Here is a 24,912-nt window from a genome sequence, read left to right as displayed (position 1 = left end):
CATCACGTCGTCCGCCTTGTCCGAATTTCTACCCGTGTTCGGCCGACCCGGGACCGCCACCATCACCCAGGCGTGGCCAACAGCCCGTCCATCGCCCGCCAACCGTGGTGCGCGACGATCACGCTCGTGCTGGGTGGGTGTGGACATTTCCTCCTGATCGCGGCCTCGCTGGCGACGGCGTGGCGCGGCACGCGCACGGTCGAGCGAGTACGCCGGATCACACCCCTCGCCGAGGCGCCGGGCGACGAGGACGGCTCGGTGACGATCGTCGTCCCGGCCCGGGACGAGGCGCCCCGGATCGGGGCCTGCGTCGATGCGCTGCGCGCGCAGACCATGCCGGACGTGCGGATAGTCGTGGTCGACGACGACTCATCGGATGGCACCGGGCAGATCGCGGCCCGGCACGCAGACGACGACCCACGGGTGACGGTCGTGCGCGGCGAGGGTCGCCCGGCCGGCTGGTCCGGGAAGGTCGCGGCGATGCAGATCGGGTTGGATACCGACCGCGTCGCACGGGACCGGTCCGGGATCGCGCCACCAGAGTGGCTGCTGTTCGTCGACGCCGACACGCAGCTCGCGCCCGAGCTGCTGGGCCGGCTGCGAGCCACCGCGGTGCAGCACGACGCGGACCTGGTCTCCGCGGCCGGCACCCCGCCGCCGGGCGGGTCGGCGGCGTGGTCGCTGCTGATGCCGACCGGGATCGTGTTCATCGGCGAACACGCCGACCCGAAGGGCCGGGCACGGAGAGCGTTGGCGATCGGTCAGTGCCTACTGGTGCGCCGCGACCGGTTCGACGCGGTCGGTGGCTGGACGGCGCTGCGGGATCGCCGGATCGAGGACGTGCTGCTGGCGACCCGGGTACGCGACGACGGCGGCCGCACCAGGCTGGTCGACGCCCACGGCCTGGTCACCACCAGCGGGCTGGACCCTTTCGGCGCCGGCTGGGCGTCGTTCCGCAAGACGCTGGTGGCCGCAACCGAACGGTCGGTGCTCGTGCTGGCCGGGGGCGGGCTGACGCACGCGGCGATGTCGCTGGCCGGGCCGGTGGCCGTGGTGTGCGGGCTGCGGGTCCGGCGGGTGGCGCGGACGCCGGGCCGATCCGGACGCGGCCGAAGCGCCCGGGCTATCGGCCTGGTCACGACCGGGCTGCTCGGCTGGGGCGCTGCTGCGGCGGCGCACCACCGCGCCGCGCGGCTGATGCGCACCCGGACCGCGTTCGCGCCACTGGCCCCGCTGATCTGGGCGTTGTTCGGCGCGGTCCTACTCGACGGCGCGCGAGTGGTGCTGCGTGGCACGGCCGGGTGGAAAAGCCGCGACCAGTGACCCGTCACCGGGTTCTCGGCGGCATGAATGACCACCCCGTGATGGTCGAGCACACCGTGGCCGACCACGGCGGCGTCGCGACGTGTGAGGTCGACGGTGCACCCCGTTCTCTCGCACGATCGTGCAGGCGGCCGCGCCCGCCGATTGAGCTCGCCAGTGGCTCGGCGTGAAGTCGCCCGGTACGCGCGTGGTGCCCCGTCCCCGTCTGAAGACCCTCGCCCCGCCGGCCCGTCACAGCGCACGAGCCGGCGGCGCCTCAGTCAGCATGGAACGACCGTCCCGTTCCCCGTTTCGACCGAGGCGGTGGTGGCCTGGACCTTGTCGCCGATCTGCAGCTCCTGAAACCAGGCCTGCGCGTCGGGCTCAATTCGTTAGTTCATCGTCCTACTTGATGTTGTAGTGATCAGTTGGTTGCGGACCGTCACACTACGAGCGGATGGCGGCACGCGACGTGTGCCGAACCAAGAAGCCATAGCCACCCATTGACTGACACAGGATCGCCAGGTCGCGTCCACAAGAGGACCGCGTCCACAAGAGGTAGGTCGTACGTCCAGCGGCACAGTCGAGCGCCGATCTGTGCCTGCGCCGGATCAATTGCTGCCCTGCGCTACCGTAAAAACGTCCGAGTGATGCCACTCGGTCCGGTTGAGGGGAGGAGTGTCGTGCTGGCGGACGCACGTCCTTCCTCGACGCGGGCGCTGCTCGTGGCCGCCCTCGCGACCGCCGTCCTCGCGATCGGGATGGACCTGGCGGCCGGTGAACACCCCGTGCACGCTGCGACGGTCGGCGTGGTCGCGGCATCGGTCGCGCTCGCGCGCCTGGTCACCGCACGTCGGTACGAGGGACTGCTGGCCATGGTCAACGGCGCTGTTGTGGCGCAGCCGGCGTTGCACGCCTCGACCAAGCTGGTCCCGCCGGTCACGGACCACTCCGGGGAGATGTCGCTTTCGGTCGTGCACGTCGTCCTGGGGGCACTGATCGTCGTCGCCGTCACCCAGGTTCAGCAGCTCGGCAGCCTCGTTGCTGCCCTGCGTCCCTTGCTGGTTGCGCTGATCCGGCGCATCGCCTCGACGCCCAAGCGGCCGGTCCGCTCGCCGCGCCTGGTCGGCTACGAACCGGCGCTGCCCGTGCCCCAGTGGTCGATCGTCCGCGACGTCGCCCGACGAGGCCCCCCGGTGTCGGCGCTGGCCGCCTGACCTCGCCGAGACATTTCGCACGGGTGTTCGGGCGGCCCATGGCCCGATCACCCCCGTCTCCGGTGTTCCGGAGCTTCCCGCCTGGAGTTCTGTCATGGGCGTCATCTCGACGTGTCGGCATCGAGCATCCGCAGCGACACTTCCCGTTCCCACCGCACCGAACGGCCCTCCCCGGCCCGCCGGACGCCGTCCGCGTGTGTTCGTCCGTACCGCGACGACCTACGACCTGTCCGCAATGGCCGGCCTGCATGTCGCACACCTGCCGATCGGCTTCTTCCCGCGCCTCGGCACGGGTTTCGTCGCACGCTGGCAGGCCGCCTTCCTCGACAGCCCCCACGCCATCGGCCTCGTTGCGATCAAGCGCAGCGACGACGCCAGCGCCGAAACGGTCGTCGGGTTCCTGGTCGGTACCACGGATCGCCGCGCGTTCCGGCGCGAATTGCTGCGGCGCCACCGGGGAGCACTCATCCGACACGGCCTCTTCGCTCTCGTGGCCCGCCCGCGGCTTCTCGCCACGTTCCTGCGCTGTCGAGCGACGACCTACGCCGCCCGCCTCTGGCGGGGACGCTCGGGCACGCCCACCGCGCAACCACTCGAGCGCGAGGAACCGACCGGTGAGCTGACCGCCGTCGCCGTCGATCCGGGGACCCGTGGAGCCGGCGTCGGGCTGGTCGAGATCTACCTCGACCGTTGTACGAGCCTCGGGGTTTCCTGGGTCGAGCTGGTGACCGCGACGGAACCGGACTCCGCCGTGCGGTTCTACGAACACACCGGCTGGACCTGGCTCCACCGGAGCCGGACCCGCGACGGCGTGCCGGTCGCGCACTTCGGGCGTTGTCTGGCCACGACGGATCGTGCATGACTTCCGCTGCACGGAGCGCGACGCGCCGCGACCGGCTGCTCCCGGCCGCGGCGCTCGTGCTGCTTGTCCTCGTCACCGCCGGATGTGCCGGCGCCGCGCCGGCCTCGCCACGCCTCGATGCGGGTGCACCGACGCCTGCACCGGTCACCAGCGCACCTGTCCCCGACGACGTGGCGACGGCTCCGCGCACCAGTCGCGGGGACCTGTCGAAGGAGGCCGCCGTCGCCTTCGTCGAGGCGGTCGGCAGCTGGGAGGAGATCGAGCCCACCGCCGCCAGCGAGCGCGTCGTCGCGGCCGGCTACCCCGCAGCCCTTGGCGCCGTCGCACCGCAACTGGTCGATCTCCCCACCCCCCGCGCACGGACACGGGTCGTGTTCGCGCAACAGGGTGGCCTCACCGCGACCACGGCGAGCGTGATCGTGCTCGCCGAGCAGAGTTGGGGCGACACCGGGCACGACGGTGTGCGACAGCTGGTGCTCGACGTCCGGCTCGTCCTGCTCGCGGGCCGGTGGGAGGTCACGGCGTCGGTCGCTCCCCCTCGCCCGCCTCTCGCCCCGGCCCGCGCCGGTGGGCCGACCGCTCTCGGACGCGCTGTGCTCGGGGACCCCGCCCTCGTCCTGCCCGAGCCGGTGCGGGCCGACATCGTCGAGCGTCGTGTCGGCGACCCGATCCTGGGTGTCCTGCAGCGGCTTGGAGCCCGTGCCAGGATCGACGTGCAGGTCGCGGCCACCGGTCACCCCGGCACGGTCTATCCGACCAGCCGGTTGTCCAACCATGCGGTCGGTCGGGCGTTCGACATCAGGGCGATCGACGGCGTGCCGGTCGAGGAGCTCCGCGACGGCGGCCGCCTCGAGGCCGTGATGACGGCCGCCGGCGAGGCCGGGGCGACCGAGGTCGGCGGGCCGATCCGTGTCGCCGGGCCCGGGTACTTCACCGACGCGGTCCACCGCGACCACGTGCACGTCGGGATCACTCCGGGTAAGCCGGCTGCCCGGGCGGTGACCCGGTGAGGGCTTCCGTCGCGAGGCCAGGTGGGGCTGTGACCCGCGGGGCTCGGGTGTCGGGGCTCGCGGTCGCCACCGCCCTGTCCCGGGTCCTGGGTTTCATCCGTGCGTCGGTCTGGGCCGCGGCCTTCGGGCTCCACGTGGTGGGCAACGCGCTGACCCTGGCCAACACGCTCCCCTCGATCGTCTACACCCTGCTGGCCGGCGGTGCGATCAGCAGCGTGTTCGTCCCGCAGCTGATCCGGGCCGCCGCGAACGGGCGGCAGGAGGGTGACGCGTTCGCCGGCCGCCTTCTCAGCGTTGCCCTGCTCGTCCTGCTCCCTGCGACGGTCATCGGGGTGCTGCTGGCCCCGTGGATCGCCCGTCTCTACACGGGCGGCGCCTGGCCGCCGCGGGACACCGCTCTCCTCGCCGCGTTCCTGGCGTGGTGCCTGCCGCAGATTCCGCTTTACGGGATCTTCGCGGTGCTCAGTCAGGTGCTCCTGGCCCGGGACCGGCCCGGGCCGATGATGTGGGCCCCGGTCGCGAACAACGTCGTCGGGATCGCCGCCGCGGTCCCGTTCCTGTTCCTGGGTGGGATCGCCACTGGGCCGGACGCGAACGCCGCGGAGACGGTATCGCCCGGCGAGGTCCTCGCCATCGCCGGCGGCGCCACCGCCGGCGTACTGGTCCAGGTCCTGGTCCTCCTGCCGGCGCTGCGCGCGGCAGGTGTTCGCGTCCGGCCCCGCAGAGACCTCCGGGCGGCGGGAATCGGCCGTTCCCTGCGGCTCGCCGGCTGGACCGTCCTGTTCGTCGCCGCCAACCAGATCGCGTACTCGATCACCGCGATCGTCGCGAATGCGGCCGGCGCGGCCGCAGACACCGCCGACCACGCGGCCGGCCTGGCGCAGTACACCAACGCTAACATGATCATGTTGGTCCCGCACGCGATCATCGCGGTCTCCGTCGTCACGGCAGCCTTCCCGCGCATGGCCCGCGCAGCCGTCGAGCACGACGTCGACCGCGTTGCCCGTGCGGCAACGGAGGCCCTGGTGCGGTCGGGTCGGCTGCTCCTGCCCGTGGCGTGCGCACTGCTGATCACCGCGCCGCTGATCACTCGACTGCTGTTCCCCGGCAACCCGGGGCCCGACACGTGGTTCATGGGCCTGGTGCTGGCGACCTTCGCACCGGCCGTCGTGATCTACTCGTTCCAGTTCGTACTGGTCCGGACCCTGCACGCGTGGGAGAACACCCGGGGCCCGGCAATGGTGCAGATCGTGATCGCCCTGATCCAGTCGCTGCTGGCCGTGCTGGCATCGCTTCTGCTGCCCGCCGGGTACGTCGTGGTGGGGCTGGGCGCGGCCTTCTCGCTCGCCTACACGGTCGGGCTGGTCTGCACCGCCCGGCTCATCGTGCGAACCACGGGACGGCGACCGCTCCGAGGAGCCGCCGGAGCGCTGCTCCGACCGGCTCTCGCTGCGGCGACCGCGGCGCTCGGGGCAGGTGCCGTTGTCGCGGTCAGTGGCGTCGGCCCGGCCACCGACCTGTGGCATTCCGCGCTCGTCCTCGTCGGGGCCGTCGGAGTCTACGTCGCTGTCTTCATCGTCGCGGCAGGTCACCTATCGAAGGGCCGTCCGTGGACAACGCCGTGAACGTGCGAGCCAATGCCGTGTCGGTACGGGTGCTTGTGGTGGAGGACGACCATACGATCGGAGACCTCCTGCAGATCAACCTGCGGAGCCACGGCTTCGACACCGTGTGGCGCACCGACGGCGCGACGGCGCTGAGGGCGGTGGCCGAGGTTCCCTTCGACCTGATCCTGCTCGACCTTGGCCTGCCCGATATCGACGGGACCGAGGTGTGCCGCCGGATGCGGACGGTCCTCCCCGAGGCGATCATCGTCATCCTCACCGCCCGAACCGCGGAGATGGACGTGATCGTCGGTCTGGAAGCCGGCGCCGACGACTACCTGACCAAACCCGTCCGTCTCGCAGAACTCCTGGCCCGGGTCCGCGCGCACCTTCGCCGGTCGGAACCGAAGGGCACGACCCAGGTCATCGAACTCGGTGACCTGCGGATCGACCTCAGCGGTCGGCGCGTGTCGATCGGGCACACCGGTGTCGAGCTGCGGAACAAGGAGTTCGACCTGCTCGCTCGCATGGCGAGGGAACCCGGCACGGCGCTGAGCCGTGACCAACTCATGTCGGACGTGTGGGACGAGCACTGGATCGGCCCGACCAAGACACTCGACGTCCACGTCGGCAATCTGCGCAGGCTCCTGGCGTCCTTCTCCGCACACCGGGCACCCCGCATCACGACCCTGCGGGGACATGGCTACCGCCTGGAGTGGCCACCGAACGGCGGCGAAGGGACGGATCGATGAGGTCGCGGGTCGTGGGACTGGCCCTGATCACCGCGACGTTCGCCGTCGCGCTGTTCGGGATACCTCTGGCCATCGGCCTGGCCGAGTTCGCTGTTTCCGAGGAACACTCGTCCCTGCAGCGGCTGGCCGGGTTCGCGGCGCGCAGCGTGCAGAGCGACATGGCCCATGACCGCGTGCCGCGCGCGCTTCCGGACGGCCCCAGTGACGCTGCCGTGGCGCTCTACGACGCCGACGGCGCACTGCTCCTCGGAGCAGGCCCCTCGGAGGGTGACGCCGCGGTGGACTACGTCCTCGGTGGGCGCACCGGGCTGCCGCCTGCCGACGACCTTGTCGTGGCCGTCCCGGTCAGCGGCCTACACGACATCGTCGGTGTTGTCCGCGCCACCGCGCCCTCGTCACAGGTCTACGCATCCGTGATGCCGATCTGGCTGGGGATGGCGGCTCTGGCCGCGGTCGTGCTGGTGTCGACATGGCTGCTCGCTCGCCGCCTGGCGCTGCGCCTGTCCCGACCTCTCGACCGACTGGTCGACGACGCGGACCGGTTGGGCGACGGGGACTTCGGCATCCGCCCGAAGCGCAGCGGCATCGCGGAGACCGACCGGGTGAGCGGAGCCCTGAGCCGTACCGCATGCCGGCTCGACGACCTCCTCGCCCGCGAACGCGCGTTCTCGGCGGAGGCCTCCCATCAACTCCGAACCCCGCTCACGGGTCTGCGGCTGCGACTGGAGTCCGCACTCGACGCGGCGGAGCCCATGACGAGACCGCAGATCGAGTACGGGCTGGGGTCGATCGACCGGCTCGAGCGGACGATCGACGAGCTCCTCGCCCTGGCGCGCGAACGGCAGACGACCTCGGCGCCGGCCGACCTCCCACGCCTGTTCTCCGAGTTCGACGACGAGTGGCGCCCGCGCCTGACGCGGGACGGCCGCTCGTTCTCCTCCCTGCTACCGGGCTCCCTGCCCGAGCCGGACGCCTCGTCTGCCGCCGTCCGGCAGATCCTCGGTGTCTTGCTCGATAACGCGCTCCTGCACGGAGCCGGGGATGTGTCGATCTCCGCTCGTGAGGTCGGCGAGAACGCGATCGCGATCGACGTCGGCGACCAGGGCCCCGGGGTCCCGAGCTCCGCCCTCACGAATCGGGACGTCGGACGCGGCATGGGTCTGCCACTGGCACGCCGCCTCGCCGAGAGCGAGGGCGGGCGGCTCACCGTCGGCACAACCTCGTCGCCGGTGACCCTGCTGCTACCGAGCCGGTCCAGGGCCGGTTCTGCCGAGGGCTCGGAAGACCCCTCAGCCCCGCCAGCAATGCGATCGACCGGCCGACCGGGCCACTGAGGATGCGCACGCCAGCTCCCTAATCCTCCGGACCCGCCGCGGTCTGGGGCGGGACTCGGCGACGGGTTCATGGCACAACTATCGCCCATCGAACCGTGACGTTACCGAGAACAACCGGGTACGGCGCACTCACTCGCGACCACCCGACAATTTTTACCGTCGCCTTAACTTCTGTTGCACTTCCTCTGCACGACGCCTCCTAGCCTCCGGTGCCGAGGGTGGCGGAGCAGCCGCTGCGGAACAACTACCCGGAGACGCGGAGTGACGACTTCTCCCCAGACCGTGCACCAGCAGATCATCGACACGCTCATCGACGACCCCATCCTGGCGATGCTCGGGTTCGACCACCGGACAATCGGCGAGGAGCGGACCGGACACAACCCGCGGCTCGTCGTGAGCTGGGCGGACGAGTGGTACGGCTCGGCGTCCGAGTTCCTCGGAACGGTGACGATCGAACCTGTCGGCACCGATGATCGGACCAGGACGGCCGTACTCGACCGGGTGGAGCAAGCGCTGGCCGCGCTGCGCGCGGGACGACCGATCATGCGTGTCCGCCGGTCGGGGGGACACCGGTCTAGCACGTTTCACGTGCTCGCACGCGGCGCGCCGTGCGAGGCCGGAGCCATGCCCGTGCTGGCCGGTCGGGACCAACGGTGACGCTGCTCGACATCGAGAAAGACGGCACACCTTCTCACAGCGAGCTGGGCGGCGGCGGTCGTGTCGTCGCCGTCAGCTTCTGGGCCTCGTGGTGCGTCGCCTGTCGGGAGGGGGAGCACTCCGCGTCGGTCACCGTGGCCGAACAGGACCGCGACGCCGGGGTCATGCTCGTCGGAATCGGCTACCAGGACGGCCCGGACTCGGTAGTGGCCTTCCTGGATGCGAGGCGGCGCGGCGGGGACGACTACCGCTATGTGACTGTCCCCAGCCCGCGCGCCACCCGCGACAGCGGGATCTTCGGCGTGCCGGAGACCTTCGTGCTCGATCCGGCCGGCACCGTCGTCGCGAATACTGCCGGACCGACGACCTACCCGCGGCCGGCCCGTGCGGTACTCGCCGGCCAGCGCCCACAGCAGCGGACAGCGGTGCCGGTGCAGCCCCCTTCCGGGGCGCCACTGGGTTTCGGGAGCTGAGATGCTGCGGACCGGCGCGCGCTCGGAGCTACTGTGGACGATTGTCGTCGTCGTGCTGGCAATCGTCGGGATCGTGGCGTTGTGGCCGCAGGACAACGATTCCGCGTCCGACGACCCGCAGACGTCGCCGTGGCGGGTGACGGGCGAAAAGCCGTTCATTGCGATGCCGCCCGACGCCGAGCTGGCTCCGCTACGCTCCCGCGCGGACCTGGCGCCATGTCCGACGCCAGGGGGCGTCGGGCCACCGCCCGGGGGGCCGCTGGCCGGCATCACGGTCCCGTGTCTCGGTGCTCCCGGCACGGTCGACCTGGCCGCTGCGCTGGCGGGGCGACCGGCGCTCCTCAACGTGTGGGCGTCCTGGTGCACGCCCTGCCGCGAGGAGATCCCGGTGCTCAACGCCTACGCCGAGCTGCCCGACGCGGTGCCCGTGGTAGGCATCGATGTACGCGACGACGCCACCTCGGCCCTGGGCCTGCTCGCCGATCTCGACACCCGCTACCCCTCGGTCGTCGACACGCGCGGCACGCTGTGGGCGGCCCTCCAGGTGCCCAATGCCATCCCAGCCAGTTACGTCCTGCGACCCGACGGATCAATACGCCGAGTGGCCTCGCCGATGGTCTTCACCGACCCCGGCGAAGTGGCCCGGACAGTACAGCGATACCTGGCAGAGCCGTAAGCGGCCGCATTATTACGGATCGTCACCAGACGCGTCGGAGTGGTTCATCGACCGGACAGCAGCAACCGTGGCGAATGGAACACGGTTCTACCACGCGCGCAATCGCCGATTTGGTTTCCCATCACGCGGAGGGATCTTGTACACAACCAACCCCGCGGACGATGACGGCCCTGCGCCCGCGCGCCGCAGCTATATCCGCGCTCATCGCAGTCGGCCTTTGAAGCCCGATGCCTACGGCCGGCGTCAGCAGGCCTTCTCGCACGTGAGCGACGCAGACACGTGACTGCCGTCCAGCTCCGCCGAAGAGCCACACGCAGGCTCCCTCATCCCGTCCGCAGAAGGTACGTGGCCGATAGCCGGGCGCCGGACCGAGCCGCACATGTTGGCCGAGAACATCGGTTCGCCGAGCGGCGACACCGTCGACCGGCGAGGTGTGGCGGAGTGCACCGATGCCACGACTAGCGTCGGATGCCGATGGCACCTCCAGACCAGACCGTTCCTGGACCAATGGGCTGGCGCTGTCGATCAGCGCGGCGCTTAGCGCTGGCGCGGGGATGTTGAGCTGGGTACTCGCAGCCCGGTTCGTCTCGCCGACCGCCGTGGGAGAAGTCTCGGCGTTCGTTTCAGGATTCCTGCTGGTGGCGGGCTTGACCGAATTCAATCTAGGTGTCGCGCTCATGCGCTGGGTGCCGACCGGTGGGCGCCGCGTTGCGGCCTTGGTCGGTCGTAGCCTGCTGGGCGCAACCATCGCAACGGCCATTGTGGCGCCGCTCTACCTTCTGTTGCCCGGCACCGAGGTGATCCGCCAGGCCGCCGGTGGTGGAGCGCCCGCCGTGGCCGTGTTCGTTCTGGCCGCCGTCGGCTGGAGTACCCTGCATCTGCTCGACTTCATCATGGTTGCAGTGGACAAGCCCTGGTGGTCCGTTGCGCGCAACCTCCTGCTCGGAAGCAGCCGAATCACCATCCTGCTGCTGCTTGGCGCCGGCGCCGACGCTACGGCCCTGCTGTGGGCCTGGGTGGGTCCGATCGTGGCCTGCGCTGTCGTGTTCGGAATCGCCGCGGTCGTCGTGACGGTACGACACGGACGTGCCGCAGCAGAGAGCTCGAACCTCCCCGCACGCCGCGAGGTCGTGGGATTCCTCGGCCCCACCTGGGTCGGCTCGCTCGCCCTGGCGTTGCTCTACCACCAAGTCCCGCTACTGATCACCTTCCGGTTCGGCCCGGACGTCGGCGGCCGGTTCTTCATCGTCTGGCAGGCCGTCGCGGTCATCGACATCGTGGCCACCTACTTCGTCAGCTCGCTCTCGAGCACCGTTGCCAGAAATCCCGGCCGCATTGTGACGCAGGCACGTCGCGCCCTCCGTCGTCTTCTCGCGCTCTTTCTTCCTGCGTTGGCTATCGGAGCCGTGTTCGCCGGCCCCTTGCTCGGAATCTTCGGGCCACAGTACGTCGAGCTAACAAGCGCGCTGCGCATTCTGCTCGCCGGTGCAGCGGCGCGGTTGATCGTCGTCCATGTCCTCGGCGTCCGCCAGGCAATCGGGGATGCGACAGGATTCGCCCGCCCACACATTGCTGTGGCCGCGACGACCCTTGCCTCATTGGCGGTCGTACCGACCGTCGCTGGAAATGTCGCGCTCAGTGCGGCTTGGGTCTTCGTCGGCGTCCATATCGTCGCCGCGGCGACGCTGCTCAGCACCCAACCTGCCCGGGTGCGCGCGATCGCACCCCAGCAGGTGCCGAAAGGAAAGCTCGATGCCTAACCTACGTCAGGCCATCCGACGCGCGATCAACCGGAGCACCGATCTGGCAACTGCACCGCTACGCAGCCTCGCCGCTGCGACGCTGCGACGCCGGCCGGAGCTCACCGCACGGTTTGCCGAATGGTCGTGGCTATGGCAACCCAGCTGGAGTAAGTCGATGCAACAGTCCCTGTTCAGCTCGGGCATCGACCCCTACGATCGAGCAAACGAATGCCTACGAGCAGCAGAAGTACGCCGACATCATCCGAGTACTCGGCGACCGACACGTCACTCGAGGTCTTGAGGTCGGGTGCGCCGAAGGCCTCTTCACCGAATCACTGGCAGCACTGTGTGAGGAGTTGGTGGCCGTCGATATCTCGGAGATTGACGTGCCCCAGACCCGGTTCAACCGCGGGGACGCGCCGGTCGACCTGGCCCCGCTCGGCTCCGCATGGTGGGCCTGGTCCGCACCCACCGGGAGGACCGACGCATGATCTACCGGTTGACCAGCACCCACCTGGTGGCCCTGATCGAGGAAGCCCTCGGCTTCGCCGGCCACCTTGTTCACGACACCCCCATCACGACCAACGGACCCCATCCCCGGCGGCACCGATGACGCGGTGACCCCACCGACCGCACTGTCGCTGGCCCCAGGGCCAGCCCGTGACCGCTCGAAGCACACGGCTCGATCCCTGACCCCTGGCAGCGCACGCGGCGCCACCGAGACACGGCCTGTTCTCACCCCTCCAGGAACCATCACGGCGGCCGAGCGCTCCGGGGAGAGGCAGCAGTTGCCGGTCGCCAATTCGCCGCAACCGGAGCATCCACGCCACCCTCGTGGTGCAGGAGCGCTGTCCTTATACCGTCGTACCGCAGCGGGCTCACGGGCCGCCGGTCGACAGGTGTCGAGAAGCGACCCATGCCGGCACTGATCGTTTCGAGGGATGAGTTCGTGCGTGGGCAGCGGTCCGACGGCGCTGGGGCGCCGGGGCGCGATAGTGGTGGCGCCGTGCCGCAACGACCGATCACGAGACGCAGACTCAGGCGCAGTACCGCCACCGCCGCCGACCGCTGGATATGACACTGGTGCGCCGCGCTCCTCAAGCCCGGACGTTGATCGTGGCCATCATGCCGGCGTCTTCGTGGTCGAGGATGTGGCAGTGGTAGACGCTGCGGCCGGGGTGGGTGGTGAACGGGATCCGGATCCGTGCCCAGCCTTGTGCAGGGACCAGTACGACGTCTTGGGGGACCCCGAGTGGTGGGGTGCCGTCGCTGGTGGCGAGCACGGTGAATGGCCATACGTGCAGGTGGAAGGGGTGCGCTAGTGGGCTCGGGTTCGTGACGAGCCAGTCCTCGATGGCGCCGAGCTCGACGGTTTGGTCGTCTCGCTGCGGGTCGAAGGTGCGGCCGTCGACTGTGAACGACATCCCGCTTGCGGCGGCCATGCCACCCATGCCCATCTGGAAGGTGATCTGCCGCTGAGCGGATGCGCCGCCGGCGGCGGGGGTTTCAGCGGGGAGAGCCGCCGGCAGCGGGGGCGCGGTGACCGGTGTCCCGGCGGCGATCATGGTGGCCAGAGTCGTGGGCCCGCTGGTCGCGGTGCCGCCGCCCATCATACCGCCCATGCCGCCGCGCTCGACCGGGTCGGTGCGCAGGGCGTAGGGCCCGGCGGCGCCGGGACGGACAACGACGTCGGCGCGGTTTCCGGGCGCGAGCACGACCCGGTCGCGGGTTGCGGGTGCGGGAAGGAACGTGCCGTCGTAGGCGATGAGCCCGAGTTGGTGGTCTTGCAGGCCGATCGCCAGCGCCCGCGACACGCAGCCGTTGATGACCCGCCAGCGTTGGGTCGCGCCGGGGGTGGCGGGGATGGTGGGCTGGTACTGGCCGTTAACCAGCACCATTTCGCCCTGGCGGCCCATGGCCCGGTCCATGGCAGTCGGGTCCACGATCTGTCCGCCGCTGTCGAGGGTGGTGTCGGTGATCAGCAGCACCCGGTCCGTGGAGACCGCCGGCTCTGGGGCGCCTGGCCCGGGATGCGGGTCGACCAGCAGGACCCCTGCCAAGCCAGCGAAGACCTGGTCGGCGACTACGCCATGGTGATGCGGGTGATACCAGAACGTCCCCGCGGGGTGATCGGGCGGGATCCGGTACAGGTAGTCGAACGAGGTGCCGGGGTCGACCCGCACAAACGGGTTGTCGCTGTTGGCCTGCGGGGACACCCGCAGGCCGTGGGTGTGCAGGTTGGTGGGCTGGTCGAGCCGGTTGGTCAGCCGCACGGCGAGTTCGTCGCCGGGACGGACCCGCAGCGTCGGGCCGGGCGTGGAGCCGTTGTAGCCGAGCGCGGCGGTGTCCTGCCCGCCCAGTCTCGCCCCCGGGGCGGCGGTGAGTTCCACCGCGAGTCGCCCGCTGCGGCTGGGCGCTACGGCTGGGTCCTGCAACGGTTCCCCGGCGGGGAGCCGTAGCCGGCCGGTCCCGGCACCGGAGAATCCGCCGAGCCAGCCGGTGGCACCGGCCGCAACGGCGGCGGCGCCGAGCCCTGCCAGTCCCAGCGCGCGGCGTCGGCTGATCGAGGTCGCCGCGCTCATGCCAGCTCGTCGCGGCGGTGGTGGTACTCGTCCTCGTCGATCTCGCCGCGGGCGTAGCGCTCGTCGAGGATCTGTCGCGCCGACGGGCGAGCCTGCGGCGGTCCCGCCGACCGGGTTCCCTCGCCCGGTGCCGCGCCGGCACGTGCGCGGCTCTGGGCGAGCCGGAACACGACATAGCCCAGCAGTATCAGCCCGATCAGCACCAGGACCGGCCATACCCAGGCCCAGCCCATCATCGATCCACCCATCATCGTCATGACCTCCTCGCCCGGCGCCCCCCTCGGTGCAGGGGGCGTCGGATGTCGCTCTCGTGCAGTGCAGTGATCCGGCTCGGCTACCCGGTGGGGTGGCGCGCTATCCGGTGGTGGTGGGGTGCCCGGAGGCGATCCAGCCCTGGGTGCCGCCGGTGACCGATACCGCGTCGAGTCCGGCCGCGGTGAGCAGTTCGGCGCCTTGGGCGCTGCGACCGCCGGACTGGCACACCAGGTGCACCGGACGGTCGGTGGGGACCTCGGCGAGGCGGTCACCGAGTTCGGGCAACGGAATCAGGCGGGCGCCGGGGATGTGGCCCCCGGCGTACTCGTCGGGGTTACGGACGTCGATCACGGTCGCCTCGCCGGTGTCGCGGGCGGCGGCGAGGTCGTCGACGGAGATCTCACGGACGGTCATACGGTGTGCTCCTTCGTGTCGTTTCGCTGCAGGTCAGGTGGTGGCGAGGGCGACGACGGTCTGGGCGGTCACGCCGGCGGCGACGAGTAGGACCAGCGTGGCGAACCCGCGGCTCAGCGTCCTCGCCGGCAACCGGCGGGCGAGGCGGCCGGCCGGGAGCGAGGCGAGGATCGCGGCGGCGGCGAACGGGGCGATGATGGTCCAGTCCAGCCCGCCTGCGGTACCGGCCGCGCTGGCGGCGGTGAGGTAGGGCAGCAGCGCGGCGATCGAGTTGATGACGATGACGACCAGCGAGGTGGCCACCGCACTCGGGGTCCGTAGACCGAGGGCGACGACGAGGGCGGGCACGAGCAGGAAACCGCCACCGACGCCGAGCAATCCGGTCAGGAACCCGACCAGCAGCCCGGTCGCGACGGCGCGGGGCAGGCAGTGGCGCCAGGCGACGCCGCCGCCGGGAAGCTCACATACCCCGCCGGCCTCGTCGGTGTCGCGCAGCATCCGCAGCCCGGCGGCGACCATGAGCGCGGCGAAGACCAGCATCAGCCATCGGCCGTCGAGTTGCTGGTGGACGATCCCACCGATAACAGCAGTGGGGATGCCCGCGGCGCCGATGATCGCGGCGAGGCGCCAGTTGACCTCGCGGCGGGCTCGCGGGGCGACCGCGACCGTTGAGGCCAGCCCGATCACCACCAGCGATGCCGGGACCGCCTCGGCCAGGGGGAGCCCGAGCCCGTAGACGAGGGCGGGCACGGCGAGGATGCCGCCACCGCCGCCCACGAGGCCGAGCAGGGCGCCGATGAGTAGCCCGAACCCCGCCGCGAGAACGATCACCGCTGCGTGTCCTGCGGGCGTTCGTGTCGCCGGGCTCGCAGCCCGGCGAGGGTCTGGCCGATCTCGGGCTCGGTGACGTCGCGGTTGGCCGGGAGCCGGGCCAGGGCGGCGCCCATGGCGCAGGTGTTGCTCAGCGCGGAGAAGGTGAGCCCGGCGCCGATCCCGCCGGCCAGCAGCCGAGCCTTCGGCGAGACGAGCCGCCCCGCGGTCAGCCCGGCGAGCACGAGAGCTCCGGCGACGAGCCGGACCTGGCGCTCCAGCGCCCAGACCTGGCGGCCGCGCACGATGTCACCGCCGGCGACGGTGTAGGCGGGCAAGCCGCCGTCGAGGACGTGGGCGCGCTCCAGACCCGCGGCGGCGAGGTAGCGCCGGGCCTGCTCGGCGCGCACCCCGGACTGGCACACCAGCACCACCGGGCCCGCGATGTGGGCGGCGAGATCACGGGTGTGCTCGGCCAGCGTGGCCAGCGGCACGTGGTAGGAGCCGCGGATGTGGGAGGTCCCGTATTCGGCCGCGCTGCGGACGTCGACGACCACCGGTGTACCGGTCCCCTCGCGCCCGGCGGCCTGGTGCCAGGCGATGACGGTGTCGGCGTCGACGGTGTCCCCGTGGGGGGAGGTCTCGGGTGTGGAGGTCGTGGTCATGGGCAAGGTGTCCTCTCGTTCTGCGTCGAGGCGAATCGCCCCGTCGGCGGCGACGGCCAGCTGGCCGGTGAGTTCCGGCACGGGGGGCGCCCGGGCGCGGCGGCTGGTCCGGGGTCAGCGGCCGCTGGTGGCGGACCGGTCAGTGATGGGCAGCCCGGCTTCGGCGGCCCGGGGCCAGTCGTCGTTGATCAGGACCAGGTCGCGGCCGGGGCGGTCGAGCATCGATGCGGCGATCGAGGCGCGATAGCCCGAGCCGCAGTAGACCCACACCTGGCCGTCGGGGACCTCGTCGCGGCGGGCCGCCAGCTCGTGCAGCGGAATGTGCACTGATCCCTGCACTCCGCCGGCGGCGCGTTCCTCGTCGCGGCGGGCATCAACGATGAACAGCCCGCTCCGGCCATGCTGTGCGCGGGCCGCGGCGAGGGCGGCGAAGTCCGAGACCGGGTAGGAACGCAGGCCCTGCCCGGCGTCGAGGGACTCGATCGGGCCGGTCGCGGCGCCGGCGAAGCGGTCGATGCCGATCCGGACCAGTTCGCGTTGGGCGTCGGCGACCTGCTGCGGGTCGTCGCCGATCAGGGTCAGCTCGGCGTCGAAGTCGAACGTCCAGCCGAAGTAGGTGACGAATGGTGTCGAGAGTTCGTAGCCCAGCGAGCCGGGCAGGTGACCGGCGGCGAACGCGGTGCGCTCACGCAGGTCGATCACCCACTGGCCGGCCTCGAGGCGGCGTCGCAGCTCGGCGGGGTCGACCGGTTCCGGGGCCGACAGGTCGACCGGAGCGGGACCGGCCGTGTTCGCCGGCCCCATGCGGGCGTAGTAGGTCGGGAACGCCCCCAGCCCGGCGATCAGCGCGTCGACGTAGTCCTGCTCGTCCTGGGTCAGTGCCGGGTTGGTGGTGGCCTCCTGTCCGACGGTGGAGCCGTCGGCGCCGCTGGCCGGGGTGCTCGCGCAGAAGCTGCCGAATCCGTGGGTGGGGTAGACCGCGGCCGCGGCGGGCAGCTCGGCGACCAGCCGGCGCACCGAATGGAACTGGGCGTGGGTCAGCTCGACGGTGTCCTCGGGGGAGACGAGGTCGGTGCGTCCGGTGGTGCCGTAGAGCATCGATCCGCCGGTGAACACCGCCACCACCTCGCCGCCTGCGTCCGCGGTGGTGTCGAGCACGGCGTAGGACAGGTGATGGTGGGTATGTCCCGGCGTGGCGATTGCGCGCAGCCGCATCGATCCGGTCGAGACTTCGTCGCCGTCGGCGATCGGAGTGCGATCGAAACCGACCTCGTCCGCGGCGTTGACCAGATACGCCGCGCCGGTGCGCTGCGCGAGGTCGAGCCCGCCGGTGACGTAGTCGTTGTGGATGTGGGTCTCGGCGACGTGGGTGACCCGCACGCCGAGGTCAGCGGCCAGGTCCACAACCCGGTCGATGTCACGCTGCGGGTCGATCACCACCGCCACCTCGCCGTCGGTGATCAGGTAGCTGCGGTCGCCGAGGCCGGACGTCGCAATCGTTCGAATGTCGATCATCAGATTCCCTACCCGGTAGGGTATTCACTACCGCGTGATCGGTCGTCGTTCTGGGTCAGCAGTCCGTGGTGGCGTGCCCGCCGGTTCCCGACGCTAATCCCTCGGGAGCGGACGGATCGGCGCGCTCAGGCCAGGGACAGGAACAGTCGCTCCATCTCGGCCACGTCGACCGCGCGCTCCCCCTCGTCGTTCTCGGTCATGCAGTGCCGCAGACCGGTCGCGATGATCTTGAAGCCGGCCTTGTCCAGCGCCCGGGCGGCGGCGGCGAGCTGGGTGACCACGTCCTTGCACTCACGCCCGTCCTCGATCATGCGGATGATCCCGCTGATCTGACCCTCCACACGGCGCAGCCGGCTCACCACATCACTGAGTTCATTGGCCTGAACCTGCATCGCCGACTCCGTTCCGGGCACCCACGGTGGGTCCGCGGGCTCGCCGTCCGCACAACGACCGTACCCCGGGGGGTATTCCAGGAGCGGCGTGACCCCGGCCACCCGCGCCGGGTCCCTGACGAAAGGAACCAGCAGCGCTGCAGATCGCCCACACCGTCGAGGTCGACCTCGGCCACCAACAGGCCATCGACACCGTCACCGCCGCCCTCGCCGAGCAGGGATTCGGAGTGCTGACCACCATCGACATCAAGGCCACCCTGGCCGCAAACCTCGGCGGGCACGTCGACGACTACACCATCCTCGGTGCCTGCAACCCGAGCCTCGCCCACGCTGCGCTCTCGGCCAGCCCGGAGGTCGGCCTGCTGTTGCCCTGCAATGTCACCGTGCGCCGCGGCGAGGGCCGCACCGTTGTCCAGGCCGTCGATCTCGGCTCCCTGCTCGGCATCGCCGCCGGCGACCAAGCCGAACTCGCCGACACCGCCGCCGACGCCGGCAGGCGACTCCGCACGGCCCTCGACTCACTCGCATGACCAAGACCGCCATCGCTGAGTAGATCCGCACGCAGCGCCCCCACGACACCCGGGCGGTCCCGACATGCGCAGGGCGAGCGCCCCGGCGACGCTTCACAGCACAACGGGCTTACCGCCGTCTCTATGCAACAACCGGTTGATGGCGGATAGTTGCCGCATGAGCGACGTGATCTCGGCTCCGGCCGCGGCCACACGCGGCGCCGCCCGATGGGACCGGGCCGACAAGTTATCCATCCTCGGCATGGTCGGGTTCGTCGTGCTGCTCAACGTGGTGGGCTGGGCGGTGCTGGTCCTGGTGATCGCCCCGCAGAACCTGGCGCTGGGTAGCACCGGGGTGTTCGGGGTCGGACTGGGATTCACCGCGTTCCTGCTCGGGGTGCGCCATGCCTTTGACGCCGACCACATCGCCGCGATCGACAACACCACCCGCAAGCTGGTCGGCGAAGGCAAGCCCGGCCTCAGCACCGGCTTCTGGTTCTCGCTGGGCCACTCCAGCGTGGTGTTCGGGCTGTCGCTGCTGCTGGCGCTGGGGGTCAGCGTGCTCGTCGGGCCGGTTCAGGACGAGAACTCCCAGCTCCAGCAGATCCTCGGGCTGATCGGCACCATCGTGGCCGGGGTGTTCCTAATCCTGATCGGGCTGATGAACCTGTTCGCTGTGATCGGCATCGCCCGGGTGTTCCGCCAGATGCGCGCCGGCGGGCTCGACGAGGCCGAGCTGGAGCGCCAGCTGCACAACCGCGGCTTCCTGGCCCGCCTGCTCGGCCGGGTGATGCGCCGGGTGAGCAAACCCTGGCACATGTACCCGGTCGGGCTACTCATGGGACTGGGCTTCGACACCGCCACCCAGGTCGCCCTGCTCGTGCTCGCCGCCGGCTCCGCGCTCACCCTGCCCTGGTACGCGATCCTCGTCCTGCCGCTACTCTTCGCCGCCGGAATGAGCCTGTTCGACACCGCCGACGGCATCTTCATGGCCCGCGCCTACGGCTGGGCATTCCTCAAACCCGTCCGGAAGGTCTTCTACAACCTGACCGTCACCGTGCTCTCCGTCATCGTCGCACTGGTCGTCGGCGTGATCGTGCTGATCGGGCTGCTCGTGGAGAAGCTCGACATCGACACCGGTCCGCTGGCCGCCATCGGCACCCTCGACCTGAACTACGTCGGCTACACCGTGGTCGCCCTGTTCGTGCTCACCTGGCTCGTCGCGTTGGCGATCTGGAAGTTCGGCCGAATCGAGGAGCGCTATAGCACCGCCACCAGCCCGGGCAGCCAGAGCCCAGGCCATGACCACACCGTCGACCAGCACCAGCTCGAGCAGGCCACAGCGTTCTCAGGCCGCGGTGAGGCTGCCTGTGCTGATCAGCAGGACCAGTAGAGAGATCGGGACGCCGAGGTCACTGACCAGGATGACCGTGATAGCGGGCGCGTAGTTGTGATCACGCACGATCTCCACGATGTGGTTGACCGCGGCAAGGAGCAGAAACAGGCCGCCGGCCTGCGCGCCCACGATCCAGGCCGCCGGTGCGTCCTGGGTGGAGGCATAGATCCCGCCCAGGCCGATCGCGGTGCTGGCGAAGCCGACCTCGCGCTGGAAGCCGTTGGTCTGCCAGCCGAAGCCTTTCGCCGTGGCGCGAGCGAAGATCGTTTGCGCGACCGCCCCGCCGACGATGCCTGCCCGGCGCCGAAGAACAACACCCAACGCAGCGCCAACTCGTCGAACGGGATTCCAGCGTCGGTGCCCAGCGCCGGCACCCCCAGGATCGCCAGCACGAACGCGACAACGAAAAGCCACGACAGGCAGACAGGCCGATCACAAGAGCACCGTTGCGGGCCGCGGACGCAGTATTACGAACGACGCCCCAGGCTCTCCGGACACACCGGGGCGGTTCAGGCAGCCCTCATCACACGATGGCGGACAACCCACTCGCCGATGCCAGCATCCTCAGGATCCCCACTGCGACTCCCATGGCCGCGTGCGATGCCCAGACCGGCCCGAGCGGCACGGGAGGACCGGTGCCTGTCAACAATGTCGGTCATCGTTGATCAGCTCTTCGCCAGTGCGTCGTCGAGCGCACGGGTCAGATCGTCGTAGGACTTCGGGTTGAGCTGCTCGCCGTTGACCAAGAACGTCGGCGTGCCCCGCACACCGAGGGCCAAGCCATCCTCGCGGTCGGCGAGGACACGTTCGCGAGTCGCAGGGTCGTTATAGGTCGCGTCGTAGCGCGCCAGGTCGAGGCCGAGCTGCTCGGCGTATCCGCGGAAGCGATCGTCCATCGGGACCTGCTGTTCGCCCCACTCCTCCTGGGTCTCGAACATCAGCCGATACATCCCCTCGAGCCGGCCCTGCTGGGCGGCCGCCTCCACCGCGCGGGCAGCACGCTCGGCGTTGAAGTGGCCGGTCCCGGGGAAGTAGCGGATGACGAAGTTGACGCGGTCGCCGTACTGCTGGCGGAGCTGTTCGATCGCCGGATACACCGCGCCGCAGGCCTCGCATTCGAAGTCGAGGAACTCCACGAAGTTCACCGTGGCGCCGGGCGCGGTCGACAGCCGGTGGCTGTTGTCCCGGACCGCGACCGCTGCGGCTTCGGAGCTGTTGTCCGGGGTATCGCTGCCGAGGCGTGTGAGGCCAAGCAACGCGGCCACGACGAGGACGAACAGGCCGGCGATGAGCAGGGACAGCGTCGTGTTGGACAGACGACGCGGCGTGTGGGATGACGATGTGCGGTTGCGCGTAGCGCGTGACATGGAAGGGCCCTCCGGGCAGACCAGGCGACCTGGCGTCGCGAATCGGATTCCGCTGCGGTGGTTCCGGACGCGACCATCCCGCAAGACGGCCTCAGCGGCCGATCACGGATGGGAAGTCGACCACGGCGCCGGCGAATCAGTTCCGATCGACGCAGAGCACGGCGACGGGCGCGCGAACCGCCGCCGGAGGAACCGGGCTCGACATCGGCGCGGGCAGGACGGGCCGCTCCGTCCGGGCCGGCCCCAGGCACGCGGGGACGAGCGCGGGGCCCGGGTCACGCGGGTTGTCGAGTCCGCGTAGCGCGGCCTCCTCGGCGGCGTGCGATCCGCTCGGGCCGTGACAGGGCCGGTCCGGGGTACACGGATCTGCCTCATTCGGTGAGAGCAGATCCTCGGCTGCGAGACTCCTGGTGAGGCTCTCCGCATCGGGAGACTCATCGGGCCCGCAGCCGGGACACTCTGCGGGCTCCTGGTCCGGAGCCACCGTGACGGAGGCGACCATCGCCACCGACCGTTCCTGCGGCATGTCGTGGCAGGCCAGGAGGGGGCCGAACGCGGTGTGCACGAGCACGGCCAGCAGCAGGACGACGAATGGGGTTGCGGGACCGCGTATCGCAGTACGCACGCTCACCCACCCCTCCTCAGAAGGCAACGGGCCTGCTCCTCCGTCGTGACGGACCCGACGTCATGCCACCGGCCTGCATCTTCGACGGCTCGTAGAGTACGTCCGCCCTCCGATGCTCTGCCCTTCGGGCAGCACTACCCCAAACATATCGACGTTCGTTAGAATATTTGGATGGCCATGGATGACGCGTGTGACCTGCTCTGTCTCGATCTTCCGCACGCTGAACGGATCCGTGCCGCACTGCCGAACACCACTCGTATCGAACCGGCGGCCGGTGTGGCCCGCGGACTCGGGGATGCCACCCGGCTGCGGATCGCGGCCGCCCTGCTCGAGGGGGCCGAACTGTGTGTGTGCGACACCGCCTGGATCGTCGGAACGTCGCAGGCACTGGCGTCACACCATCTGCGCCAGCTGCGCACGGCCGGGGTCGTCACCTCGCGCCGGGACGGCCGGATGGTGATGTACCAGCTCTCCGACCGGGGACGCTCCGTCCTGGCGGTGCTGGTCGGGGTCGACAACGGCACTGCGGTCGGCACCGACGGCGGCGGCGACGCGGTGTTGGAAGGAGCAGATCGTGTCTGATTCCGACACTGCGCCCGCATCCGCGAACGACAGCGCTGCGGGGGGCGACGAGGGGCCTGGCCGTATCTGGCAGGTCCGTGAGCTGCAGCTCGCCGCGGTCGCTGCGGTGCTACTCGCCGCCGCCTGGGTGCTCGCTCTCGTCGCCGGTGGTCCGGCACTGCTGATCGGCGGTGTCGAGCTGGCCGCCGCAGCGGTCGCGGCGTCGACGTTCGTGCCCGACGCGCTGCGCAACCTGCGCCACGGCCGGATCGGTGTCGGCACCCTGATGACGATCGCCGTTATTGGCGCCGTCGCACTCGGACAGATCGCCGAGGCCGCGCTGCTCGGGATCCTGTTCTCCATCGCCGAAGGGCTCGAACACCATGCCGTGACCCGGACCCGCCGCGGCCTACGCGCCCTGCTCGGACTGGTCCCACCGACCGCCTCGGTGCTGCGCGACGGCGACGAGGTCACCGTCTCCCCTGACGACCTGGTCGTCGGTGACGTCCTGATCCTGCGCCCCGGTGAGCGAGCCGCGACCGACGGCACCATCCGCACCGGGCGGACCAGTCTGGACACCTCCGCGATCACCGGTGAGTCGGTCCCGGTCGAGGCGGGCCCGGGCGACGACCTCTACGCCGGGACGATCAACGGCGGTGGCGCGATCGAGGTCGTGGTCAGCGCCCCGGCCTCGGACAGCTCGCTGGCGCGGATCGTGCACATCGTCGAGCAGGCCCAGGAGCGCAAGGGCTCCGGTCAGTGCCTCGCCGACCGGATCGCTCGCCCGCTGGTTCCCGCGATCATGGTCCTGGCCGTGCTGATCGCCGGGCTGGGCGCGCTGTTCGGCGATCCGATGCTCTGGCTCGAACGAGCCCTCGTCGTGCTCGTGGCCGCGTCACCGTGCGCGCTGGCGATCTCGGTACCGCTCACCGTGGTCGCCGCGATCGGCGCGTCCAGCCGGCACGGCGCGCTGGTCAAGGGTGGTGCGGGGCTGGAGGAGCTCGGCCGGATCAGAGCTGTCGCGCTGGACAAGACCGGCACCCTGACCCGCAACGAGCCCGAGGTGGTCGAGGTTCTCGCTGCACCCGGCGAGGACCACGCCGACGTGCTGGCCACCGCCGCTGCGCTGGAATCCCGGAGCGAGCACCCACTGGCCCGGGCAGTCCTCACCGCCGCCGAGGCGGCACCGTGGTCGGTCGCGGTAGAGCCCGCCGACGACGTCACCGCCGTGCCCGGACACGGCCTGACCGGCGCCCGCGACGGGGTCGAGCTGCGGCTGGGCAAACCCGGCTGGATCGACGCCGGCCCGTTGGCCGCCGACGTCGCGCGGCTGCAGGACCACGGGGCAACGGTCGTACTCCTCGAGCGCGGCGGCACGCTGCTCGGCGCCCTCGCCGTCCGCGACGAGCTGCGCCCCGAAGCAGCCGACGCCGTCCGCCGCATGCGCGCGCTCGGGATCGAGGTCGCCATGCTCACCGGCGACAACCACCGCACCGCGGCGACGCTCGCTGAGCAGGCCGGGATCGACGTCGTGCACGCCGAACTGCGCCCCGAGGACAAGGCCCGCCTGCTGCCCGAAATCGCCCGGGGCCGCCGGATCGCCATGGTCGGTGACGGCGTCAACGACGCCCCCGCCCTGGCCACCGCCGATATCGGCATCGCCATGGGCGCCATGGGCACTGACATCGCCATCGAAACCGCCGACGTCGCGCTGATGGGCGAAGACCTGCGCCACCTCCCGCAGAACCTCGCCCACGCCCGCAACGCCCGCACGATCATGCTGCAGAACGTCGGCTTCTCACTGCTGATCATCGGCACGCTGATCCCACTCGCCGCATTCGGCGTCCTGGGCCTGGCCACCGTCGTCGTGATCCACGAGGCCGCCGAAGTGCTGGTCATCCTCAACGCCGTCCGCGCCGCGCGGACACGGACAATGCCCGGCCTCACTCCCGCCCCGGCCACCTCGGGGCGACACCACATCACGATCGAGCCCGCGCCGGAACCGGGCGAACCTTGCTGCGCGCCGGCACCCCGACCGGCCACACCCCACAAGGTGGCAACCGGACCGTCGCCGCTCGACACCGATCCGGGAGGCGCCCCGGCACAACCGCCGCACCAGAGCGGTTGAGCGGACGGATGCGCATGCTGCAGCCCCGAACCGCCCGCTGCCGCACGAGAGACACAGGCACACC

26 protein-coding genes are annotated in these 24,912 nt (G+C 70.7%); 17 read left to right on the top strand and 9 right to left on the bottom strand.

All coding sequences use genetic code 11. From position 1 onward, the window contains the following. The first annotated feature begins 72 nt into the window (after window positions 1-72). The 13 genes from Pdca_RS35160 to Pdca_RS37710 all read left to right on the top strand — a co-directional run bounded on the left by Pdca_RS35160 (window position 73) and on the right by Pdca_RS37710 (window position 12,242). Complete coding sequence (locus tag Pdca_RS35160) at window positions 73-1,323, top strand: glycosyltransferase family 2 protein (protein ID WP_232021786.1); 1,251 nt, start codon at window positions 73-75, stop codon at window positions 1,321-1,323. 662 nt (window positions 1,324-1,985) lie between these two features. Further along, window positions 1,986-2,519, top strand: a complete 534-nt coding sequence (locus Pdca_RS35155; RefSeq protein WP_085915401.1) for a hypothetical protein — start codon at window positions 1,986-1,988, stop codon at window positions 2,517-2,519. Window positions 2,520-2,613: 94 nt separating this feature from the next. Next, window positions 2,614-3,381, top strand: coding sequence for a GNAT family N-acetyltransferase (locus Pdca_RS35150; protein ID WP_125911744.1), 768 nt, complete (start codon window positions 2,614-2,616; stop codon window positions 3,379-3,381). Continuing rightward, window positions 3,378-4,391 (top strand): hypothetical protein, encoded by a 1,014-nt coding sequence (locus tag Pdca_RS35145; RefSeq protein WP_085915399.1) that lies wholly within the window; start codon window positions 3,378-3,380, stop codon window positions 4,389-4,391. Before Pdca_RS35150 ends, Pdca_RS35145 begins: the two co-directional genes overlap by 4 nt. A 29-nt stretch (window positions 4,392-4,420) precedes the next feature. Further along, window positions 4,421-6,016, top strand: a complete 1,596-nt coding sequence (gene murJ / locus Pdca_RS35140) for a murein biosynthesis integral membrane protein MurJ (RefSeq protein ID WP_158092282.1) — start codon at window positions 4,421-4,423, stop codon at window positions 6,014-6,016. Beyond that, window positions 6,001-6,747 (top strand): response regulator transcription factor, encoded by a 747-nt coding sequence (locus tag Pdca_RS35135; protein ID WP_232021785.1) that lies wholly within the window; start codon window positions 6,001-6,003, stop codon window positions 6,745-6,747. Before murJ ends, Pdca_RS35135 begins: the two co-directional genes overlap by 16 nt. After that, entirely contained in the window at window positions 6,744-8,081 is a 1,338-nt protein-coding gene (locus Pdca_RS35130) for a sensor histidine kinase (RefSeq protein ID WP_166666059.1), read from the top strand. Before Pdca_RS35135 ends, Pdca_RS35130 begins: the two co-directional genes overlap by 4 nt. 261 nt (window positions 8,082-8,342) lie before the next feature. Further along, on the top strand, window positions 8,343-8,738 hold the full coding sequence (locus tag Pdca_RS35125; protein ID WP_125911743.1) for a hypothetical protein: 396 nt from the start codon (window positions 8,343-8,345) through the stop codon (window positions 8,736-8,738). Further along, complete coding sequence (locus tag Pdca_RS35120) at window positions 8,735-9,211, top strand: TlpA family protein disulfide reductase (RefSeq protein WP_158092281.1); 477 nt, start codon at window positions 8,735-8,737, stop codon at window positions 9,209-9,211. Before Pdca_RS35125 ends, Pdca_RS35120 begins: the two co-directional genes overlap by 4 nt. Before the next feature lies 1 nt (window position 9,212). Beyond that, a complete protein-coding gene (locus Pdca_RS35115; protein ID WP_085915395.1) occupies window positions 9,213-9,887 on the top strand; it encodes a TlpA family protein disulfide reductase in 675 nt (224 codons plus the stop codon). A 449-nt stretch (window positions 9,888-10,336) separates the two neighbouring features. Then, entirely contained in the window at window positions 10,337-11,647 is a 1,311-nt protein-coding gene (locus Pdca_RS35950) for a lipopolysaccharide biosynthesis protein (RefSeq protein WP_158092280.1), read from the top strand. Next, a complete protein-coding gene (locus Pdca_RS38145) occupies window positions 11,533-12,120 on the top strand; it encodes an SAM-dependent methyltransferase (protein WP_373865524.1) in 588 nt (195 codons plus the stop codon). Before Pdca_RS35950 ends, Pdca_RS38145 begins: the two co-directional genes overlap by 115 nt. After that, window positions 12,117-12,242: a hypothetical protein gene (locus tag Pdca_RS37710; protein ID WP_269462876.1), complete on the top strand. Its 126-nt coding sequence runs from the start codon at window positions 12,117-12,119 to the stop codon at window positions 12,240-12,242. The genes Pdca_RS38145 and Pdca_RS37710 overlap by 4 nt, the downstream gene beginning before the upstream one ends. A gap of 484 nt (window positions 12,243-12,726) precedes the next feature. Here Pdca_RS37710 and Pdca_RS35105 read toward each other — a convergent pair whose 3' ends face one another. The 7 genes from Pdca_RS35105 to Pdca_RS35070 form a co-directional block, all read right to left on the bottom strand. Next, a complete protein-coding gene (locus Pdca_RS35105) occupies window positions 12,727-14,019 on the bottom strand; it encodes a multicopper oxidase family protein (protein ID WP_243734798.1) in 1,293 nt (430 codons plus the stop codon). 188 nt (window positions 14,020-14,207) lie between these two features. Beyond that, window positions 14,208-14,468 (bottom strand): SHOCT domain-containing protein, encoded by a 261-nt coding sequence (locus tag Pdca_RS35100; RefSeq protein WP_307724066.1) that lies wholly within the window; start codon window positions 14,466-14,468, stop codon window positions 14,208-14,210. A gap of 97 nt (window positions 14,469-14,565) precedes the next feature. Further along, entirely contained in the window at window positions 14,566-14,880 is a 315-nt protein-coding gene (locus tag Pdca_RS35095; RefSeq protein ID WP_085915393.1) for a rhodanese-like domain-containing protein, read from the bottom strand. A gap of 33 nt (window positions 14,881-14,913) precedes the next feature. After that, window positions 14,914-15,711, bottom strand: a complete 798-nt coding sequence (locus tag Pdca_RS35090; RefSeq protein ID WP_307724065.1) for a sulfite exporter TauE/SafE family protein — start codon at window positions 15,709-15,711, stop codon at window positions 14,914-14,916. Then, a complete protein-coding gene (locus Pdca_RS35085) occupies window positions 15,708-16,355 on the bottom strand; it encodes a rhodanese-like domain-containing protein (protein WP_085915415.1) in 648 nt (215 codons plus the stop codon). Before Pdca_RS35085 ends, Pdca_RS35090 begins: the two co-directional genes overlap by 4 nt. Before the next feature lie 114 nt (window positions 16,356-16,469). After that, window positions 16,470-17,867, bottom strand: coding sequence for an MBL fold metallo-hydrolase (locus tag Pdca_RS35075; RefSeq protein ID WP_085915414.1), 1,398 nt, complete (start codon window positions 17,865-17,867; stop codon window positions 16,470-16,472). 128 nt (window positions 17,868-17,995) lie between these two features. Further along, window positions 17,996-18,262, bottom strand: coding sequence for a metal-sensitive transcriptional regulator (locus Pdca_RS35070; RefSeq protein WP_085915392.1), 267 nt, complete (start codon window positions 18,260-18,262; stop codon window positions 17,996-17,998). A 227-nt stretch (window positions 18,263-18,489) separates the two neighbouring features. On the opposite strand from Pdca_RS35070, the gene Pdca_RS35065 reads away from it, so the two are divergent. Beyond that, window positions 18,490-18,792, top strand: coding sequence for a DUF302 domain-containing protein (locus Pdca_RS35065; protein WP_232021784.1), 303 nt, complete (start codon window positions 18,490-18,492; stop codon window positions 18,790-18,792). Between the two features lie 157 nt (window positions 18,793-18,949). Continuing rightward, window positions 18,950-20,164 carry a Nickel transporter NicT gene (gene nicT / locus Pdca_RS35060; protein WP_197720156.1) on the top strand — a complete coding sequence of 405 codons (1,215 nt, stop codon included), beginning with the start codon at window positions 18,950-18,952 and terminating at the stop codon, window positions 20,162-20,164. Here the strand turns inward: nicT and Pdca_RS35055 are convergent. Both Pdca_RS35055 and Pdca_RS35050 read right to left on the bottom strand, forming a co-directional pair. Continuing rightward, window positions 20,120-20,488: a DUF6790 family protein gene (locus tag Pdca_RS35055; RefSeq protein WP_085915390.1), complete on the bottom strand. Its 369-nt coding sequence runs from the start codon at window positions 20,486-20,488 to the stop codon at window positions 20,120-20,122. The two genes, nicT and Pdca_RS35055, sit on opposite strands and share 45 nt — an antisense overlap. 344 nt (window positions 20,489-20,832) lie before the next feature. Continuing rightward, complete coding sequence (locus Pdca_RS35050) at window positions 20,833-21,534, bottom strand: DsbA family protein (RefSeq protein ID WP_174824350.1); 702 nt, start codon at window positions 21,532-21,534, stop codon at window positions 20,833-20,835. Between the two features lie 796 nt (window positions 21,535-22,330). Between Pdca_RS35050 and Pdca_RS35045 the strand changes: the two genes are divergently transcribed. Both Pdca_RS35045 and Pdca_RS35040 read left to right on the top strand, forming a co-directional pair. Next, the gene (locus Pdca_RS35045) at window positions 22,331-22,741 is read left to right on the top strand and encodes an ArsR/SmtB family transcription factor (protein WP_085915388.1); all 411 of its coding nucleotides are present in this window, start codon (window positions 22,331-22,333) and stop codon (window positions 22,739-22,741) included. Further along, window positions 22,734-24,848 (top strand): heavy metal translocating P-type ATPase, encoded by a 2,115-nt coding sequence (locus Pdca_RS35040; protein WP_085915387.1) that lies wholly within the window; start codon window positions 22,734-22,736, stop codon window positions 24,846-24,848. Before Pdca_RS35045 ends, Pdca_RS35040 begins: the two co-directional genes overlap by 8 nt. The last annotated feature ends 64 nt before the right edge of the window (window positions 24,849-24,912 follow it).

This window comes from Pseudonocardia autotrophica (genome assembly GCF_003945385.1).
Classification (GTDB): Bacteria; Actinomycetota; Actinomycetes; order Mycobacteriales; family Pseudonocardiaceae; genus Pseudonocardia; species Pseudonocardia autotrophica.
The sequence above is the reverse complement of the archived record's forward strand: the minus strand, read 5'-3'. Positions and strand labels throughout refer to the sequence as shown.

What these genes read in the sequence shown, in the direction of transcription:
- Pdca_RS35085 (WP_085915415.1), bottom strand. Translation starts at nt 16,355, where the DNA reads ATGACCACGACCTCCACACCCGAGACCTCCCCCCACGGGGACACCGTC.
- Pdca_RS35045 (WP_085915388.1), top strand. Translation starts at nt 22,331, where the DNA reads ATGGCCATGGATGACGCGTGTGACCTGCTCTGTCTCGATCTTCCGCAC.
- Pdca_RS35130 (WP_166666059.1), top strand. Translation starts at nt 6,744, where the DNA reads ATGAGGTCGCGGGTCGTGGGACTGGCCCTGATCACCGCGACGTTCGCC.
- Pdca_RS35145 (WP_085915399.1), top strand. Translation starts at nt 3,378, where the DNA reads ATGACTTCCGCTGCACGGAGCGCGACGCGCCGCGACCGGCTGCTCCCG.
- Pdca_RS35100 (WP_307724066.1), bottom strand. Translation starts at nt 14,468, where the DNA reads ATGACGATGATGGGTGGATCGATGATGGGCTGGGCCTGGGTATGGCCG.
- Pdca_RS35070 (WP_085915392.1), bottom strand. Translation starts at nt 18,262, where the DNA reads ATGCAGGTTCAGGCCAATGAACTCAGTGATGTGGTGAGCCGGCTGCGC.
- Pdca_RS35115 (WP_085915395.1), top strand. Translation starts at nt 9,213, where the DNA reads ATGCTGCGGACCGGCGCGCGCTCGGAGCTACTGTGGACGATTGTCGTC.
- Pdca_RS35950 (WP_158092280.1), top strand. Translation starts at nt 10,337, where the DNA reads ATGCCACGACTAGCGTCGGATGCCGATGGCACCTCCAGACCAGACCGT.
- Pdca_RS35050 (WP_174824350.1), bottom strand. Translation starts at nt 21,534, where the DNA reads ATGTCACGCGCTACGCGCAACCGCACATCGTCATCCCACACGCCGCGT.
- Pdca_RS37710 (WP_269462876.1), top strand. Translation starts at nt 12,117, where the DNA reads ATGATCTACCGGTTGACCAGCACCCACCTGGTGGCCCTGATCGAGGAA.
- Pdca_RS35095 (WP_085915393.1), bottom strand. Translation starts at nt 14,880, where the DNA reads ATGACCGTCCGTGAGATCTCCGTCGACGACCTCGCCGCCGCCCGCGAC.
- nicT (WP_197720156.1), top strand. Translation starts at nt 18,950, where the DNA reads ATGAGCGACGTGATCTCGGCTCCGGCCGCGGCCACACGCGGCGCCGCC.
- Pdca_RS35150 (WP_125911744.1), top strand. Translation starts at nt 2,614, where the DNA reads ATGGGCGTCATCTCGACGTGTCGGCATCGAGCATCCGCAGCGACACTT.